This window comes from Clostridium sp. AF32-12BH (genome assembly GCF_003477935.1).
GTDB lineage: Bacteria > Bacillota > Clostridia > Lachnospirales > Lachnospiraceae > Brotaphodocola.
The window spans coordinates 261225-280902 of the sequence record NZ_QUEH01000003.1 but is presented as its reverse complement, the minus strand read 5'-3'; the positions used below and the strand labels follow the sequence as shown (position 1 = coordinate 280902).

The window sequence follows — 19678 nt, the reverse complement described above, 5'->3', positions numbered from 1 at the left end:
GGGGCAGTAACATTTCTGCTGTCAGCTGTCTGATTGCAGGTGGCGGCAAACGACGAAAGGAAATTGTATGCTGGATTTTGAAGAAGAGATCGCACGCTTCCAGCCGAGTCTGGAAGTCGGTGATGTGGAAATGCAGATTGTGAAAGAGGATCTGACCGATATGACAGATCTGATGGTGGAACTGCTGAAAAACAGGGAGTAACAAAAAACGAATATGAAAACAGGAACGAAAAACCGGCAGATTGCCAATGCCTATTATAACATTGGTCTGGAAAAAGCAAAAAGCCGGGATCTGTCCGGCGCGGTTACTGCGCTGAAAAAGAGTCTCCGGTTTGACAAATATCAGACCGATGCGAGAAATCTCCTGGGTCTTATTTACAATGAGATTGGCGAGGTAGGTGCGGCGTTGACCCAGTGGGTCATCAGCTTAAACCTGCAGGAGCAGGACAACCTGGCAGAAGAATATCTGCGTAAAGTCCATGCGGCAAGAGGGTATCTGGAGTTGGCGGATCAGGCTGCGAAGAAGTATAATCAGGCACTGATCTATGCCCAGAACGACAACGAGGATCTGGCTGTCCTGCTTTTGATGCGCATGGTAGAGGAATTCCCGCAGTATGTCAAGGCACAGGAACTGCTTGCGCTTTTGTACCTCCATCATGAGGATTATATCAAGGCGGGACGGTGCCTGTACCAGGCTTTAAAGATTGACCGCTACAACCCGTGGGCGCTCCATTACATGGACATCGCCAAGCACAATACCGGCAAGGCTGAGGTGGAAAAACGGAAACTGCAGAATGCCTTTTCCCACCGGCAGATGCAGGACGATGACATCATCATACCGCCAAGCTATAAGGAAAATACCGGCTGGCAATCAGTATTAAATATCCTGGTCGGCCTGGTACTTGGTGCCATGGTCATCTTCTTTCTGGTCATGCCAGCGAGTACCGAGTCCCTGAATGCGAAGCATAATCAGGAACTGAAAAATACGCTGGAGGAGTTAAACCAGAAAAATCTGGAGATCGACAGCTTAAACCAGAAGGTGGAGACAGCGAAGCGTGCACAGGATCAGGCGGAGGAAAATTTAAAGACTCTGCAGAATTCCAGTGGAGGCACCCTGGCGCAGTACCAGAACCTGGTGAAAATCCTGCAGGCATACCGGGATGAAGACCAGCAGACAGCCGTGCTGTTGTATGTGGATACCGACTGGTCTGTATTAAATGACGGCGTGCTGAATGAAACGGTAGCATGGATCCAGAAGGATATGGCTGAAAATGGTTACACAGTACTCATGAACATGGGCGATGAAACGCTGGCGGCAGGAGATGCTGCAAAGGCTGAGGAATATTACCAGAAGAGCCTGCAGATCAAGGCGGACAACCCGGAAGTGATCTACAAGCTGGGTATGGCATATGTGACGGCCGGAGACCAGCAGACCGCGACCCAGTATTTTACGGACATCATCATGAATTATCCGAATTCGGATTATGTGGACGATGCGAAGACCCAGAGAGGGTACTAAGTTAAAAAATAAGAAAAGGTACGACAGAGAATACACAGAATGTGTGCTCTGCCGTACCTTTTTTGTTGTAGTGGATATTAGAAGCAGTGCCAGTGGTGCGAGTGTTGTTTTTGAGGGAAGCTTGAGCAGCCACATCGCTGTTGTGGATTTATTTTTCGGAAAGGAAGGGAGTTTTATATATGTATGAACAGACTTTTTCTTATGAGGCGCACGGGCAGACTCTGGTGATCCATCTTCCCAAGGAACTGGACCATCATAATTGCCGGAACTTAAAATATGAGACGGATCTTTTGTTATCGGAAAATTATATCAACAAGGTGGTGTTTGACTTTTCCAGAACGGAATTTATGGATTCCTCCGGAATCGGGATTTTATTGAACCGCTACAAACAGATGGCGGGAAGCGGCGGCACGGTGACGATTTATGGAGTGAATGCCCAGGTAGGGCGCGTGTTGGCCATCGGAGGGATTGGCCGGATCATGAAATATTTTGATACAAAGGAAGCGGCGATCGCAGGGTGAGAGTCCATGCACGAAAATGACTGCAAAAAACAGCTGTCTGGATTAGGCAGGAGAAAATGGAAAACAGTACGTGGAAAGTTGGGACAGGTTGTGACAAAAGAATCGAAAAGCTGAAAAACGGGAGGATGGGAATATATGGAGCGTTTTCGGATGGAACTGGAGAGCCTTTCAAGAAATGAGGAGTTTGCCCGGGTCGTGGTTGCAGTGTTCATGAGCCGCCTGGACCCGACATTGGAGGAAATCGATGATGTGAAGACCGCTGTCTCTGAGGCAGTGACCAATGCGGAAATCCATGGATATGGAGGCGAGAGCGGCATCATCACTGTTGAGGTGGAGACGGAAGGTAAGGAACTGACGGTGGTGGTGGAAGATTATGGCGTGGGAATTCGGAATGTGGAGAAGGCCATGGAACCCATGTTTACTACAGATAAGACAGGAACCCGTTCCGGTATGGGATTTTCTTTTATGGAGGCCTTTATGGACCAGGTCCATGTGGAGTCCGAGCTGGGCAAGGGGACAAAGGTTATTATGCGAAAACAAATCGGCAGGTGAATGTGTATGGATGACACAAGAAAGCTTTTGCAGCGTGCCCATGCCGGTGATGAGGAAGCGAGGGAGCGGCTGGTCATGGGAAATGTGGGGCTGGTCTGGAGTGTGGCAAGACATTACAACGGACGGGGACACGAATTGGAGGATCTGTTCCAGATCGGATGCATCGGCCTTTTAAAGGCGGTGGACAAGTTTGATCTGGGGTTTGAGGTACGTTTTTCAACTTACGCAGTGCCAATGATCGCTGGCGAGATCCGGCGCTTTCTGCGTGATGACGGCATGATCCGCGTGAGTCGTTCTATGAAGGAGCTTGGACTTCGCATCCAAAAAGCACGGGAAGCTTTCACAGCGCGGTATGGGCGGGAACCGGGACTTTCGGAACTTGCGAAGGAGCTGGATATCAGCTGTGAAGAAGTTGCAGCCTGCATGGGAGCCGGAGCTGAGGTGGAATCGCTGTACCGGGAGTCTGGAAATGGAGACGATGGAGGACTGCGCCTGATGGACCGGATTCCGGATGGAACACAAAATGAGGAGCAGCTTATGAACCGGCTTGTCTTAAACCAGTTGATGGAAAAATTGCCAGAAAAAGACCGGGAGATCATTGTGCGGCGCTATTTTGAAAATCAGACCCAGACGCGGATCGCTGCGGATCTAAACATTTCCCAGGTGCAGGTATCGCGGCTGGAAAAGCGGATTTTGAAGCAGATGCGGGAATATCTGGGGGCATAGCTGCGCATACTAAAACCCAGAAAGGCAGAGATTATTATGCTGCAAAGATTTTGGCTGGGAAGGGATGCGTAAAAATGAAAATTTTTCAATGTAAACTTAAAATTCTGGTGCTGATGCTTTCCGTTTTTCTGGTGTTAGCAGTATGCTGGCTTTGTTTCTATCATGGACCTGAGAAAAAAGAACCGGATGGCACCCTGGTATGGCAGGAAGTATGGAAACCGGAAGATGGACAGAAGAAAAATGAGTATCAGAATCTGACAGACATACTGGATTGTGTCTGTGAGGTGGCCGTATGAGCGCGCAGCACACCGTCTACCTGAATCTGCGCGAGATCACAGAGGTCCATAAACCAGATATTCAGGTGAAGGATGTGGCGGAAGTTTACTGCAGCGACACGCATGTGCAAAACCGCTGTGCCAGCTTAAAGATCAAAACAATCCGGGAAGAAAAACGAAAACGGTATGTGGAAAATGCACTGGATGTGATCCGGATTCTGGAAAGCGCCGATTCATCGGTCACGGTCAACAATGTGGGAAAAGTGGAATTCATCATCGACTATCAGCCGCAGGTGAAGCAGAATCTGTTCTGGCAGTGGTGCAAGACCATCTTTGTCTGCATCATCTGTTTCTGCGGGGCAGCGTTTGCAATCATGACCTTTAACAACGACGTGAGTGTGACTTCCGTGTTTGGTGAAGTTTACCGTCTTGTTACCGGGCAGGAATCGCCCGGATACACGATTCTGGAACTCTCGTACTCCGTGGGACTTGCAGTAGGGATCATCGCGTTCTTCAATCATTTCGCAAAGTGGAAGCTGAATACGGACCCGACTCCGCTGGAGGTGGAGATGCGGCTGTATGAGGATAACATCAGCAAGACTGTGATCCAGAATGATTCCAGAAAGGAGCGCGGAATCGATGTTACTTAGTCTGGGAATGCGAATGATTCAGAATGCAGCTCTGGCTTTTATCGGCATCAGCGCGGGAGGCGTGATTGCAGCAGGAGTCTTTGCGTTTCTGGTGATCATCGGCGTGTTTCCGCGGCTGATCGGGAAAACTGGTACGAAGGAGCATATCATGCTGTATGGAAGCGTGATCGTTGCCGGAGGTGTGCTGGGAAATCTTGTGGATCTGTATGAATTCCCAATTCCGTTGTTTGGCCTGTCATCCTTATTTTTAGGAACTTTCGGTATGGCGGTAGGGATTTTTGTTGGGTGTCTTGTCATGTCACTCTCGGAAACATTAAAGGCACTGCCGGTCATCAGCCGCCGGCTCTATCTGGCGGTGGGGCTGCAGTATCTGATTCTGTCGATCGCACTGGGAAAACTTGCCGGGGCACTGACGTATTTTTTGTGCGGGATGTCTGCAGAATGAATCAGAAAGGTGAATATTGTTTCGAAATTCGTTGTTGTCTGCACAATGCGTGCCTGAACCGCACATAGTAATAAAGGAGAAAATACCAAATGGAATTAAACAAAAAAGCTTACGATGAATATATTAAAAAGATCACGCCGGTCAATGAACTTGGGAGCGACATGCTGCATGCCTTTGTGACAGGCGGCATCATCTGCACGGTCGGCCAGGCATCTGTGATGCTTATGATGAAGTATCTGGGAATGGAAAAGGAAGCGGCACAGACCTGGATGCTGATCGAACTGATCTTGGCGAGTGTGCTGCTGACCGGATTTGGCATCTACCCGAAGATCGTGAAGTGGGGCGGTGCAGGAGCCCTGGTGCCGATCACCGGCTTTGCGAACTCGGTGGTGGCCCCGGCTATTGAGTACAAGGCCGAGGGACACGTATTCGGAATTGGATGTAAAATTTTTACCATTGCAGGGCCGGTGATCCTGTTTGGGGTGTTGACGAGCTGGCTTTTGGGGATATTGTTTTTGATTGGAAAAGTTTTGGGGATTATGTAAGAAAAAAGAAGAGCCACCGTACGATCTGTACGATGGCTCATTTGGCTCAGCATATCGAGGAGGCACCAGTGGCGCGTCCGCTGATTCTGCAATGCAGAAGATGGGAGTCGAACCCACAAGGTATTGCTACCACACGGACCTGAACCGTGCGCGTCTGCCAATTCCGCCACTTCTGCATACCTGCGGGAGATGGGACTTGAACCCACACGACATAACTGCCACTAGATCCTTAGTCTAGCCTGTCTGCCAATTCCAGCACTCCCGCCGACAAGAACATACTATACTATAAAATTGAAAAATGCGCAAGTACTTTTTTGAATTTTTGAAAAATTTTTGAAAAAATAAAACTATCAAAAAAATTGCATAAGGATCTTCGAGGCGGGGTGAATCATAGCAGGTAAGTCCCCACCGGCGGTAAAGTCCGCAAGCCGAAAGGCATGACACGGTGCTGATGCTGCTAAATTTTTCGCTGCCGTTTGTGCCGGGATTTTTGAAATTCGATATTTCGGAACTTCCGGCCCTGTTTGCAGGATTGTAGAAGAAAACAATTCTGTGTATAATAGAACTATTCAAAAGAACAGAGAAAGCAAGGAGGTACGATTATACATGGAACGTTACGATATCGCCATCATCGGCACCGGCCCGGCGGGACTTTCCGCGGCAGTTACGGCGGCCATCCGCAAAAAGAAAATTTTATTAGTAGGAAGCCGGGATCTGAGCAGTAAAGTACAGAAAGCGCAGGAAATCCAGAACTATCTTGGGTTCCCGGAAATCAGCGGGGCAGAGCTTGGCAAGGCATTTGAGGAACACATTGAGCGGATGCAGATCCCGATCGTGGAGGACCGGGTGAATCTGATCTATTCAATGGGCGATTATTTTTCCCTGCAGGTGGGACAGGACATCTGCGAGGCGGATACTGTGATTCTGGCAACCGGTGTCAATTTTGGCAAGCCGCTTCCTGGCGAAGAAGAATTCTTAGGCCGCGGCGTCAGCTACTGCGCGACCTGCGACGCGCCGCTTTACCGTGGCGCAACGGTGGCCGTGATTGGATATCAGAAATCCGAGGAGGCGGAAGCCGATTTTCTGGCTGATATTGCCGAAAAGGTGTATTATTTCCCAATGTACAAGGAGCCGGTGGAGGTTTCGGAAAAGATTACGGTAGTAAACGGAGTGCCGAAGGAGATTACCGGCGGCATGAAGGCAGATACACTGGTGGCCAGTGCCGGAAGTTATCCGGCAGACTGCATTTTTATTTTAAGGGAGAGTGTGTCTCCGAAGAACCTGGTACCGGGACTTCAAATGGATGGAAACCATGTGGCGGTCAACCTGCAGATGGAGACGAATGTGCCTGGATGCTTTGCCTGCGGTGACATTGCAGGACGGCCTTACCAGTATATCAAATCGGCCGGGCAGGGAAATATTGCGGCACTGTCTGCGGTTTCTTATCTGGACCAGAAACGTAGAAACGAAAAGCAGTAAAAGGTCCACAATCCTCTTGCAAGTAAGCCTGCATCGGATTCCAGACTTTTTGCCCCTGGTATGATTTCATAAAAAGTTCACAAATTTCCGATTGACAAATTAGCGATAATGTCCTAACATACTTAGGAAACTAAATAAAACATGCGGCCGACAGAGGTAACATCAAGGTCTGCTTCAAAAAAAGCAAGGCGAAAAGGCGGCTGCAAAGTCACACAACATGATGAGGTGCAATGAAACAGCAGGAAGAAAGAATTGCCATGCGCAGCATCAAACGTTTGTCAAACGGAATCAGCAGAGAGATGTGTGCGGCCTTCGGCTCCGGGATGTTCAGTGGAGCGCAGGGACGCACACTTCATTTTCTTTTGGCAGAGCATACGAAAAGTGATGTCTTCCAGAAAGACATCGAGGCGGAATTCGGACTCAGACCACCCACGGCTACTGCGCTCTTAAAGGAGCTGGAGCAGCGGGGGCTGATCCGCAAGGAGCCGGTTTCGTACGATGCAAGAAGAAAAAAGATCGTGGTGACCGAGAAAGCGCTGCAGTATAAGGACTGCGTGCTGAAAGGTCTTGATAAGCTCAATCAAAAGCTGATAGCCGGTATCTCAGAGGAAGAGATGCAGGTCTTTTTTTCTGTGACAGACAAAATGCTGAAAAATCTGGCAGAGTAATGCTTGTTGTTCACGTATGCGTGAACGGCAACAGAATCATTTACAAGGGAAACAAGGAGGAATTGCAGTGGTTAAAACTTTACTGAAGAGTGTACGGCAGTACAAGAAACAGTCTCTTTTATCACCGCTTTTTGTAGCAGGCGAGGTTGTACTGGAGTGTATGATCCCGCTGGTGATGTCAAAGCTGATCGATCATCTGTCTGCCGACACCATGACACCAATCTTACAGTATGGCCTGGTCCTTTTGGTCATGGCAACCATGTCTTTAGGCTGTGGTGTGCTGGCTGCGAGAAACGCGGCAGAGGCGTCCTGTGGTTTTGCGAAAAACTTAAGACAGGATATGTATTTTAAAATCCAGGATTTTGCGTTTGCGGACATCGATAAATTTTCCGCATCGTCCCTGGTAACCCGTATGACAACGGATGTTACAAACGTACAGAACGCTTACCAGCTGTTAATCCGTCTGGCTGTGCGTACCCCGCTCATGATTATTTTTTCCGTGATCATGGCGATGACCATCAATGTGAAGATGGCTCTGATCTTCTTATGTATCCTGCCTATTCTGGCAGGCGTACTGTTTGGAATTGCCACCCATGTGCATCCGATCTTCAAGCGCATTTTCAAAAAGTACGATGCCTTAAATAACTCCGTGCAGGAGAACGTAGCCGGTATCCGTGTGGTAAAATCCTTTGTCCGTGAATCCTACGAGACCGAGAAGTTCAACCAGGCGGCAGAAGAGGTGCGCAAGGACTTCACCTTTGTTGAGAAGATCCTGGCATTCAATAACCCGACCATGATGTTTTGCATGTACCTGTCCATGTTCCTGGTGTACTACATCGGAGCGCAGATGATCGTCAATTCCGGATCGACCGAGCTGACGACCGGACAGCTTTCTTCCCTGATCAGCTACGGCGTTCAGATCCTGGCATCCGTGATGATGCTTTCCATGGTATTTATCATGACAACCATGGCTTCCGAGTGTGCAGAGCGTATCGCAGAAGTGTTAAACCATGAGAGCAGCCTGACTTCCCCGGAAAACGGGGCAACCGAGGTCGCAGACGGAAGCGTGCATTTCGACCATGTTTCCTTCAAATATTCCGAGAAGAGCAAAAAGTTTGCGCTGTCTGATATTGACCTGCATATCCCGTCTGGTGCGACGGTCGGCATCATCGGAGGAACCGGTTCTTCCAAGACATCCCTGATCCAGCTGATCTCCAGACTTTACGATGTCAGCGAGGGAAGCGTAAAGGTCGCAGGAAAAGATGTGCGTGAGTACGATCTGGAATCTCTGCGTGATGCAGTGGCTGTGGTTCTGCAGAAAAACGTCCTGTTCTCCGGCACCATTAAGGAAAACATGCGCTGGGGCAATAAGAATGCAACGGATGAAGAAATCATCCACGCATGTAAGCTCGCCCAGGCCGATGAGTTTGTCAGCCAGTTCCCGAACGGCTATGACACCTACATTGAGCGCGGCGGTACCAATGTATCTGGCGGTCAGAAGCAGCGTCTGTGTATCGCAAGAGCCCTGTTAAAGAAGCCGCGCATCCTGATTCTGGATGACTCGACTTCTGCAGTCGACACCAAGACCGATGCCCTGATCCGTAAGGCATTCCGCGAGGAACTGCCGAATACCACTAAGATCATCATTGCCCAGCGTATTTCTTCCGTGCAGGATGCAGATTTCATTCTGGTCATGGACGGCGGACGTATTGTTGAGCAGGGCAGCCACGACGAATTAGTTGCATTCAACGGCATTTACCGGGAAATCTTTGATTCCCAGACTAAGAGTAAGGAGGCGTAAGAGGATGAGACAAATGAGAAACGCAAATGGCTCCGGCATCAAGCCGGGCACCTTCAAACGCCTGATGGCATATTTATTTTCCCATTACCGGGCACATCTGATCACGGTTATGGTCTGCATCATCATTACGGCGGTCGCTTCCGTCGGACAGACCATTTACATTCAGGCGCTGATCGACCAGTGTATTCTTCCTGGTGTGGAGAACGGCATGGACAGCGTGTGGCCGCAGATGGTTTCCATCTTTGGAAGCATGGCTCTGATCTATGCACTTGGTGTATGCGCATCCCTGATCTACACCCGCATTATGGCGACCGTCACCCAGGGTACCTTAAAGAACTTCCGTGTGGATATGTTCACCAAGATGCAGACTTTGCCAGTCAAATATTTTGATACCCATGCACACGGCGACATCATGAGTACCTATACCAACGATACCGATGCCATCCGTATGATGGTCAGCCAGAGTATGCCGATGCTGTTCCAGTCCATCCTTACCATCGCAGTGATGATCGTCATGATGACCAGCTTCAGCATTCCGATGTTCATCGTAGTATGCCTGTTTGTGGCAGCGATGCTGACCGTAACAAAGAAGTACGGCGGCATGAGCTCCAAGTACATGATGTACCAGCAGCGTTCCCTGGCAGCGGAAGAGGGCTTCATCGAGGAGATGATGTCCGGTCAGAAGGTTGTCCAGGTCTTCTGTCATGAGGAAGAAGCAAAGCAGGACTTCTTAAAGTACAATGAGCAGCTGTTTAGCGACAGTAAGACGGCAAACCAGTACGGCAACGCGCTGATGCCGATTCTGGGCAATATGGGTAACCTGATGTATGTGGTCCTGGCGATCGTAGGCGGTCTGATGGTATATTGCAAGGCTCCGAACCTGACCCTTAGCGGTTTCAGCCCGGTGTCTGTCGGCATCATTATCACCTTCCTCGGCATGTCCAGACAGCTGGCACAGACCGTGGGACAGAGCTCCAACCAGGTAGCCCTGATCGCGATGGGTCTTGCAGGTGCAGGACGTATCTTCGAGCTGATCGATGAAACGCCGGAGGAGGACGAGGGCTTTGTTACCCTGGTCAACGCAAAACACGATGAGAACGGGGAACTGGTGGAAGCCGATCACCCGACCCATATCTGGGCATGGAAGTATCCGCGTCCGGACGGAACTGTAAGCTACACCGAGTTAAAGGGCGATATCCGTCTGGAGCATGTGGACTTCGGTTATGTTCCGGAGAAACTGGTGCTGCATGATGTCTCCCTGTTTGCAAAGCCGGGACAGAAGATTGCATTCGTTGGTGCGACCGGTGCCGGAAAGACCACGATCACCAACCTGATCAACCGGTTCTATGATATCCCGGACGGAAAGATCCGTTACGACGGCATCAACATCAACAAGATCTGCAAGGCAGACCTGCGCCGCTCCTTAGGTGTGGTACTGCAGGAGGTCAACCTGTTTACCGGAACCGTTCTGGAGAATATCCGTTATGGACGTCTGGATGCTACCGATGAGGAATGCATCGCAGCTGCGAAGCTGGCGAATGCAGACAGCTTCATCACCCGTCTGCCGGACGGTTACAATACGATGCTGACCGGAAACGGAGCAAGCCTGTCCCAGGGACAGCGCCAGCTGATCTCCATTGCCCGTGCGGCTGTGGCGGATCCGCCTGCCATGATCTTAGACGAGGCAACCAGTTCCATCGATACCCGTACCGAGGCACTGGTACAGCAGGGTATGGATAACCTCATGGAGGGCAGAACCGTGCTTGTCATCGCACACCGCCTGTCCACGATCCGTAACAGTAAGGCCATCATGGTTCTTGACCACGGACGCATTATTGAGCGTGGTGATCACGACGACCTGATCGCCCAGAAGGGGACTTACTATCAGCTGTATACCGGCGCGTTTGAACTGGATTAAACAGAATAACATACAAATATACTTACGAAGGGACTGCTGTTTTGGCAGTCTCTTTTCTCTTTTCTATTTTATGGAAGAGCGTGGTTCTGCGAAACAAAGTGCTCTGCGAGATATTCCGGCGGCGTGTCCGGTGCCTGGAAATCCATAGACCATATCTATGATTTTTTTCAAAAAAACGAATTGGTATTTTTTTATCATTTGACGTAAATTATAGGTATCAAAGAAAAACGGAGAATACTATGAAGAACAACTACCAGCATATTTTCAGTCCGATGACCATCCGTCATATGACTGTAAAAAACAGAATTGTCATGATGCCGATGGGCACCAACTTTGGAGAACAGAACGGAGAAATGAGCTTTCTGCACATCAATTATTATGAACAGAGGGCGAAGGGAGGCACGGGTCTTCTGATCGTGGAGAATGCAAGTGTGGATTCCCCGCAGGGCTCAAACGGAACCACCCAGCTGCGCATTGACCTCGATAACTACATCCCGCGTCTGTACAAATTATGTGAAAATGTTCACAAACATGGTGCCTGCATCGCGATCCAGATCAACCATGCCGGAGCATCTGCAATGTCGTCCCGAATTGGCATGCAGCCAGTTTCTGCTTCGGACGTTCCTTCCAAAGCAGGCGGGGAGATTCCGAGACCGCTTGAAAAAGATGAAATTTTACATATCGTCCGTAAGTACGGAGAGGCTGCAAAGCGCGCACAGATCTGTGGATTTGATGCCGTAGAGATTCATGCCGGTCATTCCTATCTGATCAGCCAGTTCCTTTCCCCAATCTATAATAAGCGTACCGATGAATTTGGCGGTTCCGTAGAAAACCGTACCCGGTTTGCACGCATGGTCATTGAAGAAGTGAGAAAGCAGGTTGGACCATTTTTCCCAATCTTCCTTCGTATCAGTGCTGATGAATTTATGGAAGGCGGCAATACTCTCGAGGATACCCTTACCTATTTGCAGTATCTGGAGAAAGAAGTCGATGTGTTCGATGTTTCCTGCGGCTTAAACGGTTCCATCCAGTACCAGATCGATGCAAACTATCTGCCGGATGGCTGGCGCTCCTACATGGCCAGAGCAGTGAAAGAAAAGTTTGGTAAACCTTGTATTACGGTAGGAAATATCCGTCATCCGCAGGTTGCTGAGGACATTCTTGCCAAAGGTGATGCAGACTTTATCGGTATGGGCCGCGGACTGATCGCAGAACCGGAATGGGTCAACAAGGTAGAATATGGAAAAGAATGTGATCTGCGCAACTGTATCTCCTGTAATATCGGCTGTGCCGGTCACCGGATCGGATTAAACCAGCCAATCCGCTGTACCGTGAATCCGGCTGTCAACAGCGGAGAAGATTACATGAAGCATAAGGTCAAAAAGCCTTGCAACGTGGTTGTGATCGGTGGTGGTACTGCCGGACTGGAAGCAGCCTGCACGGCAGCAGAAGTTGGATGTACCACGTTTTTGATCGAGAAGAGTGCACAGCTGGGCGGTCTTGCCTCCATGATTTCCAAAATCCCGGACAAAAAGCGCCTTGCAGACTTCCCGCAGTATCTGATCCACCGCGCAGAAAAACTGCATAATTTATTTATTTTCCGCAATACCAGTGCAAATGTGGACCTGGTAAAGAGCCTGAATCCGGATATCATTGTGAATGCAACCGGTTCCGTTCCGACCCTTCCGCCGATCACCGGTCTTCATGATCTGGTTGACAAAGAGGGCACGAATGTTGCTACCGTGCTGAAAATGATCGACCGTATTCAGGAGTATCCGGAAGATATGGATGGAAAAAAGGTTTCCATCATTGGCGGCGGCGCCGTTGGTCTTGACGTCATGGAATTTTTCACAGAGCGGGGCGCAGAGGTTTCCATGGTAGAAATGCTTCCGATGATCGGCAATGGTCTGGATCCGGTTTCCAAATGTGATATTCAGGCAAAACTGAAAAAATATCAGGTAAAACAGATGGTAAACACCGTTTTGCAGGAAGTGAAGAATGACCGGTTCATCGTAAAAACCCCGCAGGGCGAAATTCAGGAAATTCCGTTCGACTATGGCTTCATCTGTCTTGGTATGAGAGCCAATACACCGGTTCTTGCGGATCTGGAAGAGGCTTTTGGAGATACCAATGTGGACATCATCAACATTGGCGACAGCAAGCGTGCCCGCAGGATCATTGAGGGAACGGAAGAAGGACGCAATATCTTAAGTGCACTGGCACGTCACGATTATCTGTAATATCAGAAGACCATGCTGCCGGCACATGCACGTGCAGTGTCCGGCGGCATGTAATATGTAATGTAGGAAAATGGCGGGAGTTTTTGGCGAAATATTGAACTTTTGTTAAAATGTTGCTATGATTGTCTGGCAATCGTTTGAAGTGGAGAGGAGTTATCATTATGGCAGAGAGAATTACAGGACATACAGAATTAATTGGATTATTTGCATACCCGATCCGGCATTCCAGTTCCCCGGCAATGCACAATGAGGCATTTGCCTATCTGGGTCTGGATTACGCGTATCTTGCATTCGAGGTAGACAACAGCACCCTGGAAGATGCGATCAAAGGTTTTCGTGCGATGAAGATGGTTGGCGCAAATGTTTCCATGCCGAACAAGACTGTTGTTGGAAAATATCTGGACAAGTTATCTCCGGCAGCAGAGCTTTGCGGGGCAGTCAACACCATTGTCAATGAAAATGGTGTATTAACCGGACATATTACCGATGGCATCGGTTTTATGCAGGCATTGCAGGATAACGATATCGATGTGATCGGCAAAAAGATGACCATTGTAGGTGCCGGCGGTGCTGCAACTGCAGTGGAGATCCAGGCTGCTTTGGACGGAGTGAAGGAGATCTCTATTTTCAATGCACATGATAAATTCTGGGAAAATGCACAGGAAACCGTCAGAAAGATCAATGAGAAAACCGCGTGCAAAGCAACCCTTTATGATTTAGAAGACCAGGACAAACTCCGCGAAGAAATGGCAGATTCCTATCTGTTCGTCAATGGAACCGGCGTAGGCATGAAGCCGCTTGAAGGTCTGTCTGTTGTTCCGGACGAGTCCTATTTCCGCCCGGAACTGATCGTAGTCGATATCCCATATTCTCCGCTGGAGACCAAGATGCGCGCGATGGCGAAAAAAGCAGGATGCAAAACCATGAACGGACTTGGCATGATGCTGTTTCAGGGCGCAGCAGCGTTTAAGCTGTGGACTGGAAAAGATATGCCGATCGAGCACATGAAAGAAGTATTGAACATCCGCTACGATGATTAAAGCGGAAACTTTGGTGGTTTTATAACGCAGTATGGGATTTTACGTAGGCTAAAAACTGTTCTGCGAGCGGGGTGCGGTAGCGGTTTTTTAAGTACGCCATGTAAAAGCGGCGTTCCCAGTTGGCTTCGGTAATATGAATGACTTTCAGGTTCATGTTACTTAGAATTGGCATGTCCGGGACAATGGCCATGCCGAAGCCATGTGCGACGAACCCTGCAATGGTCTGGTCTTCATCAATTTCAAAAATACATTCCGGCATTTTGCCGCAGGCAAGAAACAGCTTGTCGATCATGGGGCGCAGTCCGCTGCGCTTGGAAAACATGATCTGCGGATAGTCAAGGGTTTCGCGCAGGGTGACCGAGTCGCGGTCTGCCAGGGGATGATCTTTGGGAATGATGACGACCAGTTCCTGTTTTGCGACAGGAACGAATTCAATCAGCGGTTCCTGGTCCATACGGGAACAAAAGGCAATGTCGTATTTCTGGTTTTTGAGTCCTTCCAGAAAGTCGGCAGTCAGTCCATTCGAAAAATGAAAGTCAATCTGTTTATCCGGATATTCGTTTAAAAAGCTGCGGACCAGACCTGGAACGAAATTTGTTCCAAGTGTGGGAAGCAATCCGATATCGAGTCTTCCGTTTCCGGCTCCGGAAGATTTTAAATTTTCTATGCTGTGGTCGAGAAGCTGGAGGGTATATTCGGTGTCCTTTAAAAATTCCCGTCCACATTTCGTGAGGACAACATTTCGTCCGTCTTTTTCAAAAAGTTTTACACCAAGTTCTTTTTCCAGCGATGAGATCGCATGGCTTAAACTTGGCTGGGTAATGCAAAGCTGTTCCGATGCTTTCAGATAATGCTGCAGCTTGGCCAGTGTGACAAAATAACGAAGCTGATATAAATTCATGCGTAAGATCAAACTCCTTTCCCTGCTAAAAGAATAACATAAATGATAGATTTTTTCTATTAATTCTGTGAAAATTAAGCATTGGTTTTTAGAAACGGAAGCACGTATAATAAAACCAATCAATTGATAGAAAATTGTCATTCTATAACTGGAAATCGTATGCCGCTGATGGCAAAAGACAGGAGGAAAAATTATGTCAAAACAGCATCCAATCACGATCAGTTCCTGGACTCTGGGAGACCAGTGCCGTTTTGAGGAGCGTGTAAAAGCAGCCAAAGAGGCAGGTTACGAGGGAATCGGCCTGCGCGCAGAAACGTATGTGGACGCACTGAACGAAGGATTAAAGGATGAGGATATCCTTGCAATATTGAAAAAGTATGATATGAAAGTAACGGAAGTGGAATACATTGTCCAGTGGGCGGAGGAACACCGTTCTTACGAGCAGAAGTATAAAGAGCAGATGTGTTTCCATATGTGTGATCTTTTTGACGTGCAGCATATCAACTGCGGACTGATGGAAAACTATTCTGTGGAGTACACTGCGCAGAAGTTAAAAGAGCTGTGCCAGAGAGCCGGAGCGTACATCATCGGAGTGGAGCCAATGCCGTACAGTGGTATCCCGGATCTGGACAAGGCATACAAGGTAGTCATGGCATCCGGCTGCGACAATGCGATGATCATTCTGGATACCTGGCACTGGGTAAGAGCAAACCAGCCGTATGATATCCTGACAAAGGAAATGGCAAAGAAGGTTGTGAGCATTCAGATCAACGATGCCTATGAGAGACCTTATGCGGATTCCATTTTAAGAGATGAATCCATGCATGACCGTCTTGCACCGGGAACCGGAGCGAAAGACACCGCGGGATTTATCCGGATGATCCGGGAGGCAGGGGTTTCCCCGCGTGCGGTTGGCGTGGAAGTTATCTCCGATGCGATCCTGGCAAAGGGAGTAAAAGAAGCAGCAGTCTATACGCACGAAAACACGGTGAACGTTTTAAAGGAAACCTGGCCGGAGTTACTGGAAGATTAAGGAAATACCGCCTGGGAGAACGGAGAAGGACATGAAATTCAGAGCAATGTTTCAGCCAATCGAGATTGGCAATATGACAGTAAAAAACAGATTTGTGGTTCCGCCGATGGGAAACAATTTTGCAAACACGGATGGCACCATGAGTGAACAGTCTGCGGCATACTATGCAGCGCGGGCAAAGGGCGGATTTGGACTGATTACCATTGAGGCAACGGTAGTCCATCCGGACGCAAAGGGTGGTCCGAGAAAACCATGCCTGTATGATGACACGACAATTGAAAGTTTTAGAAAGGTGATCGATGCCTGCCATGCATATGGGGCAAAGGTTTCCATTCAGCTTCAGAATGCCGGACCGGAAGGCAATGCAAAAAATGCAGGGGCACCGATCAAGGCAGCATCTTCCATCCAGGCCTGCTGCGGCAGGGATATTCCGGAAACCCTGACTACCGGGGAAATCTATGAGCTGATCGAAGGATATGGTGCAGCGGCAGAGCGCGCCTTAAAAGCAGGAGCGGATGCAGTGGAAGTGCATATGGCACATGGATACCTGGTGAATTCCTTTATTTCACCGAGAACCAACAAGCGTGTCGATGAATTTGGCGGCTGTTTTGAAAACCGGATGCGTTTTTCCCGTCTGATCATTGAGAACATCCGGGAAAGAGTGGGAGACCAGCTTGCCATTCTGGTCCGTATCAACAGCGCAGATGAGGTGTTAGGCGGAAACGATGTACATGACAGTGCAGCGATTGCCGCATATCTGGAAGACTGCGGCATCGATGCGCTCCATGTTTCCCGTGCGGTACATATCCGGGATGAATTTATGTGGGCACCGACTGCAATTCATGGCGGATTTTCTGCAGATCTGGTATCGGAGATCAAACGTGCCGTGACCATTCCGGTCATTACCGTCGGCCGTTTCACGGAGCCGCAGTATGCTGAGCTTCTGGTGCGGGAAGGACGTGCGGATCTGGTGGCATTTGGCCGTCAGAGTCTTGCGGATCCGGAACTGCCGAACAAGGCACTAAAAGAGCGGCTGGAAGACATGATCCCCTGTATTGCCTGCCTTCAGGGCTGTGTTCCGAGTATGTACCAGGGAAAGCCGCTTTGCTGTCTGACGAACCCATTCCTTGGACATGAGTCTGCCGGTATGGAAAAGGCAAAGACATCAAAACGCGTTATGGTCGTTGGCGGCGGTGTCAGCGGACTGTGTGCGGCATTTGTCGCAGCAGAGCGCGGACATGACGTGACTCTGTATGAGGCAGGCGAAACCCTGGGCGGCAATATGCGCCTTGCAGCTTTCCCGCCGGGAAAAGGAGACATCACCAATATGGTGCGTGCCTATATCCACCGCTGTGAAAAAGACGGAGTCCGCATCGTGATGAATCAGGAAGTTACCCTGGAACAGATTCAGAAAGAAAATCCGGATGCAGTGATCGTGGCAACCGGAGCAAAGCCGTTAGTTCTTCCGATCGAAGGCATTGACCAGCCGGAGATTCTTTCCGGTTCTGATGTACTGGATGGAAGATGTGCACCGGGCAAAAAGGTCCTGGTAGTCGGAGGCGGCATGGTCGGCTGTGAGATTGCGGCATTGTTAGGCGAGCAGGAGCATGAGGTAGATGTGATTGAGCTGCGCGATGAGATCGGTGCTGATGTGATCAAGGAACATAAGATCTATCTGATGAAAGACTTCGAACAGTACCAGATCGGACAGATCACGGGAGCAAAGGTCAGCCGCTTCTACAAAGACGGTGTTGCGTATGAGACAGCGGATGGCGGTATGCAGGAAGTAAGAGGCTATGACAGCGTTGTGCTGGCAATGGGCTATAAAAATTACAATCCGTTTGCAGACGGACTGAAAGCACTTGGAAAAGAAGTATATGTGATCGGGGATGCAGGGAAGGCAAGAAGAGCCCTGGATGCTACGAAAGAAGCCTATGAGGCGGCAATGAAATTATAGAATATAATGCAAAAAATCCGGAAATGTCAGAATGATGTTTCTGGATTTTTTTTGTTGTCCGGCATATCAAATCTCAATTTGTTTCGCGATTTAGCGCGAAAAAGCACAACTAAAAAGCTGTAATAGTTACAATATTTTGCTTGATATTAAAAAATCTTTATGCTATAATGGGCACCAAGTTGAGAAAAACAGTTGAGATTCATGCCAGGCGTGAACAGCAGGCTGTAAAACAAAACCCGAGGAGGATACGATTATGAAAAAGAACATGGCATTGGTTATGGCATCTATGATGGCAGCATTATCCCTCACCGCTTGCGGCGGTTCCGGTTCCGCATCTACCACCGCAGCTGATACAAAAGCAGCAGATACCACTGCAGCTGACAGCGCGGCAGACACCAAAGCAGCACCGGCTGACAAGATCGGTCAGGCTGGAAGCGGCAAAGAGCTGATCTTTACCACCGGCGGTGACCAGGGTACTTACTACGGATTCGGAAGCGTGATCGCAGGCCAGATCAGTGACCTGACCGACACCACCGTAACCGCGATCGTCGGCAAAGGCTCCAAGGGCAACATCGAGGCCATGGATGCAGGCGACGCACAGCTTGGTTTCGTACAGTCCGACGTTATGGCATACGCTTACAACGGTACGAACCTCTTTGAGGGCGCAAAGATCGACGGTTTCTCTACCGTGGCAGCGCTTTACATGGAACAGGTACAGATCGTAACCCTCGACCCGGAGATCAAAACCGTGGCAGACTTAAAAGGCAAGACCGTATCCGTTGGTGATTCCGGTTCCGGTGTTTACTTCAACGCTCTGGATTGCCTGGGTGCTTATGATTTAACCATCGACGACATCAAGCCTACCTACCAGTCCTTCGGCGACAGCGTCGAGGCTATGCAGGATGGCAAGATCGATGCAGCTTTCATCGTAGCAGGCGCACCGACCACCGCAGTGACCTCCCTGGCAGCAACCAGAGACGTATATCTGGTAGAGTTAGACGATGAGCACATCGCAAAACTTCAGGAGACTTCTCCTTACTACACCAAGAACGTGATCTCCAAAGATGCTTACGGTCTTGAGAAAGACGCAACCACCGTTGCAGTCGGCGCAGTTATCATCGCGCAGGACGATGTAGACGAGAACGATATCTACAACGTAGTAGCAGGCATTTACGACAGCATCGACACACTTGGACACGACAAGAAGAATGAGCTGGACCTTGACTTTGCAGCATCCGTAACCGCAGTTCCGTATCACGCTGGCGCTGCAAAATACTTCGCAGAAAAAGGTCTGACTGTTCCGACCAAATAGGAAGCAGTGGAAAAGTATCATCGGACCGGTGCATGTTAAGCAAGGTCAGGTGAGACTGCTCCAAAATGAAGACAATCAGGCGTTTCCGAATCCCGG

19 protein-coding genes and 2 tRNA genes are annotated in these 19678 nt (G+C 49.2%); 18 read left to right on the top strand and 3 right to left on the bottom strand.

Annotated features, from left to right (window positions below):
• Positions 1-67: 67 nt before the first annotated feature.
• From DWZ40_RS20295 to DWZ40_RS04460, 9 genes are all read left to right on the top strand, one after another.
• Positions 68-202 (top strand): hypothetical protein, encoded by a 135-nt coding sequence (locus DWZ40_RS20295; RefSeq protein ID WP_279220625.1) that lies wholly within the window; start codon positions 68-70, stop codon positions 200-202.
• Between the two features lie 12 nt (positions 203-214).
• Positions 215-1519, top strand: a complete 1305-nt coding sequence (locus tag DWZ40_RS04495) for a tetratricopeptide repeat protein (protein ID WP_118541171.1) — start codon at positions 215-217, stop codon at positions 1517-1519.
• Positions 1520-1698: 179 nt separating this feature from the next.
• Positions 1699-2040 carry an anti-sigma factor antagonist gene (locus tag DWZ40_RS04490; RefSeq protein ID WP_118541169.1) on the top strand — a complete coding sequence of 114 codons (342 nt, stop codon included), beginning with the start codon at positions 1699-1701 and terminating at the stop codon, positions 2038-2040.
• Positions 2041-2175: 135 nt separating this feature from the next.
• Positions 2176-2592, top strand: coding sequence for an anti-sigma F factor (spoIIAB, locus tag DWZ40_RS04485; protein ID WP_118541168.1), 417 nt, complete (start codon positions 2176-2178; stop codon positions 2590-2592).
• A 6-nt stretch (positions 2593-2598) separates the two neighbouring features.
• The gene (locus DWZ40_RS04480) at positions 2599-3318 is read left to right on the top strand and encodes a SigB/SigF/SigG family RNA polymerase sigma factor (RefSeq protein WP_118541166.1); all 720 of its coding nucleotides are present in this window, start codon (positions 2599-2601) and stop codon (positions 3316-3318) included.
• A gap of 74 nt (positions 3319-3392) precedes the next feature.
• Positions 3393-3614, top strand: coding sequence for a hypothetical protein (locus DWZ40_RS04475; RefSeq protein ID WP_118541164.1), 222 nt, complete (start codon positions 3393-3395; stop codon positions 3612-3614).
• On the top strand, positions 3611-4243 hold the full coding sequence (locus DWZ40_RS04470) for a stage V sporulation protein AA (protein ID WP_118541162.1): 633 nt from the start codon (positions 3611-3613) through the stop codon (positions 4241-4243). Before DWZ40_RS04475 ends, DWZ40_RS04470 begins: the two co-directional genes overlap by 4 nt.
• Positions 4244-4250: 7 nt before the next feature.
• Complete coding sequence (locus tag DWZ40_RS04465) at positions 4251-4688, top strand: stage V sporulation protein AB (RefSeq protein WP_118541243.1); 438 nt, start codon at positions 4251-4253, stop codon at positions 4686-4688.
• Positions 4689-4777: 89 nt separating this feature from the next.
• Positions 4778-5233 (top strand): SpoVA/SpoVAEb family sporulation membrane protein, encoded by a 456-nt coding sequence (locus tag DWZ40_RS04460; RefSeq protein WP_118541160.1) that lies wholly within the window; start codon positions 4778-4780, stop codon positions 5231-5233.
• 92 nt (positions 5234-5325) lie between these two features.
• Here DWZ40_RS04460 and DWZ40_RS04455 read toward each other — a convergent pair.
• Positions 5326-5409 (bottom strand) — tRNA-Leu (locus DWZ40_RS04455).
• 5 nt (positions 5410-5414) lie between these two features.
• Positions 5415-5498, bottom strand: a tRNA-Leu gene (locus DWZ40_RS04450).
• A 341-nt stretch (positions 5499-5839) separates the two neighbouring features.
• Here DWZ40_RS04450 and DWZ40_RS04440 point away from each other — a divergent pair.
• The 6 genes from DWZ40_RS04440 to DWZ40_RS04415 all read left to right on the top strand — a co-directional run bounded on the left by DWZ40_RS04440 (position 5840) and on the right by DWZ40_RS04415 (position 14379).
• Positions 5840-6712 (top strand): NAD(P)/FAD-dependent oxidoreductase, encoded by an 873-nt coding sequence (locus tag DWZ40_RS04440; RefSeq protein WP_118541158.1) that lies wholly within the window; start codon positions 5840-5842, stop codon positions 6710-6712.
• Between the two features lie 230 nt (positions 6713-6942).
• On the top strand, positions 6943-7380 hold the full coding sequence (locus tag DWZ40_RS04435) for a MarR family winged helix-turn-helix transcriptional regulator (protein ID WP_118541156.1): 438 nt from the start codon (positions 6943-6945) through the stop codon (positions 7378-7380).
• 67 nt (positions 7381-7447) lie between these two features.
• Entirely contained in the window at positions 7448-9181 is a 1734-nt protein-coding gene (locus tag DWZ40_RS04430) for an ABC transporter ATP-binding protein (protein ID WP_207664486.1), read from the top strand.
• Positions 9182-9185: 4 nt separating this feature from the next.
• Entirely contained in the window at positions 9186-11099 is a 1914-nt protein-coding gene (locus DWZ40_RS04425; RefSeq protein ID WP_118541154.1) for an ABC transporter ATP-binding protein, read from the top strand.
• A gap of 239 nt (positions 11100-11338) precedes the next feature.
• Complete coding sequence (locus DWZ40_RS04420; protein WP_118541152.1) at positions 11339-13339, top strand: FAD-dependent oxidoreductase; 2001 nt, start codon at positions 11339-11341, stop codon at positions 13337-13339.
• A 161-nt stretch (positions 13340-13500) separates the two neighbouring features.
• On the top strand, positions 13501-14379 hold the full coding sequence (locus DWZ40_RS04415; protein ID WP_118541150.1) for a shikimate dehydrogenase: 879 nt from the start codon (positions 13501-13503) through the stop codon (positions 14377-14379).
• 19 nt (positions 14380-14398) lie between these two features.
• Here the strand turns inward: DWZ40_RS04415 and DWZ40_RS04410 are convergent, their stop codons facing one another.
• Positions 14399-15280, bottom strand: a complete 882-nt coding sequence (locus DWZ40_RS04410; RefSeq protein ID WP_118541148.1) for a LysR family transcriptional regulator — start codon at positions 15278-15280, stop codon at positions 14399-14401.
• Positions 15281-15473: 193 nt separating this feature from the next.
• Here DWZ40_RS04410 and DWZ40_RS04405 point away from each other — a divergent pair, with 193 nt between their 5' ends.
• From DWZ40_RS04405 to DWZ40_RS04395, 3 genes are all read left to right on the top strand, one after another.
• Positions 15474-16313 (top strand): sugar phosphate isomerase/epimerase, encoded by an 840-nt coding sequence (locus tag DWZ40_RS04405; protein WP_118541146.1) that lies wholly within the window; start codon positions 15474-15476, stop codon positions 16311-16313.
• A gap of 31 nt (positions 16314-16344) precedes the next feature.
• The gene (locus DWZ40_RS04400) at positions 16345-18270 is read left to right on the top strand and encodes an FAD-dependent oxidoreductase (RefSeq protein WP_118541144.1); all 1926 of its coding nucleotides are present in this window, start codon (positions 16345-16347) and stop codon (positions 18268-18270) included.
• Positions 18271-18523: 253 nt separating this feature from the next.
• Positions 18524-19582 (top strand): TAXI family TRAP transporter solute-binding subunit, encoded by a 1059-nt coding sequence (locus DWZ40_RS04395; protein ID WP_118541142.1) that lies wholly within the window; start codon positions 18524-18526, stop codon positions 19580-19582.
• Positions 19583-19678: the final 96 nt, after the last annotated feature.

Coding starts and splice junctions, on each gene's coding strand:
- DWZ40_RS20295 (WP_279220625.1), top strand. CDS start 68: ATGCTGGATTTTGAAGAAGAGATCGCACGCTTCCAGCCGAGTCTGGAA.
- DWZ40_RS04495 (WP_118541171.1), top strand. CDS start 215: ATGAAAACAGGAACGAAAAACCGGCAGATTGCCAATGCCTATTATAAC.
- DWZ40_RS04490 (WP_118541169.1), top strand. CDS start 1,699: ATGTATGAACAGACTTTTTCTTATGAGGCGCACGGGCAGACTCTGGTG.
- spoIIAB (WP_118541168.1), top strand. CDS start 2,176: ATGGAGCGTTTTCGGATGGAACTGGAGAGCCTTTCAAGAAATGAGGAG.
- DWZ40_RS04480 (WP_118541166.1), top strand. CDS start 2,599: ATGGATGACACAAGAAAGCTTTTGCAGCGTGCCCATGCCGGTGATGAG.
- DWZ40_RS04475 (WP_118541164.1), top strand. CDS start 3,393: ATGAAAATTTTTCAATGTAAACTTAAAATTCTGGTGCTGATGCTTTCC.
- DWZ40_RS04470 (WP_118541162.1), top strand. CDS start 3,611: ATGAGCGCGCAGCACACCGTCTACCTGAATCTGCGCGAGATCACAGAG.
- DWZ40_RS04465 (WP_118541243.1), top strand. CDS start 4,251: ATGCGAATGATTCAGAATGCAGCTCTGGCTTTTATCGGCATCAGCGCG.
- DWZ40_RS04460 (WP_118541160.1), top strand. CDS start 4,778: ATGGAATTAAACAAAAAAGCTTACGATGAATATATTAAAAAGATCACG.
- DWZ40_RS04440 (WP_118541158.1), top strand. CDS start 5,840: ATGGAACGTTACGATATCGCCATCATCGGCACCGGCCCGGCGGGACTT.
- DWZ40_RS04435 (WP_118541156.1), top strand. CDS start 6,943: ATGAAACAGCAGGAAGAAAGAATTGCCATGCGCAGCATCAAACGTTTG.
- DWZ40_RS04425 (WP_118541154.1), top strand. CDS start 9,186: ATGAGACAAATGAGAAACGCAAATGGCTCCGGCATCAAGCCGGGCACC.
- DWZ40_RS04420 (WP_118541152.1), top strand. CDS start 11,339: ATGAAGAACAACTACCAGCATATTTTCAGTCCGATGACCATCCGTCAT.
- DWZ40_RS04415 (WP_118541150.1), top strand. CDS start 13,501: ATGGCAGAGAGAATTACAGGACATACAGAATTAATTGGATTATTTGCA.
- DWZ40_RS04410 (WP_118541148.1), bottom strand. CDS start 15,280: ATGAATTTATATCAGCTTCGTTATTTTGTCACACTGGCCAAGCTGCAG.
- DWZ40_RS04405 (WP_118541146.1), top strand. CDS start 15,474: ATGTCAAAACAGCATCCAATCACGATCAGTTCCTGGACTCTGGGAGAC.
- DWZ40_RS04400 (WP_118541144.1), top strand. CDS start 16,345: ATGAAATTCAGAGCAATGTTTCAGCCAATCGAGATTGGCAATATGACA.
- DWZ40_RS04395 (WP_118541142.1), top strand. CDS start 18,524: ATGAAAAAGAACATGGCATTGGTTATGGCATCTATGATGGCAGCATTA.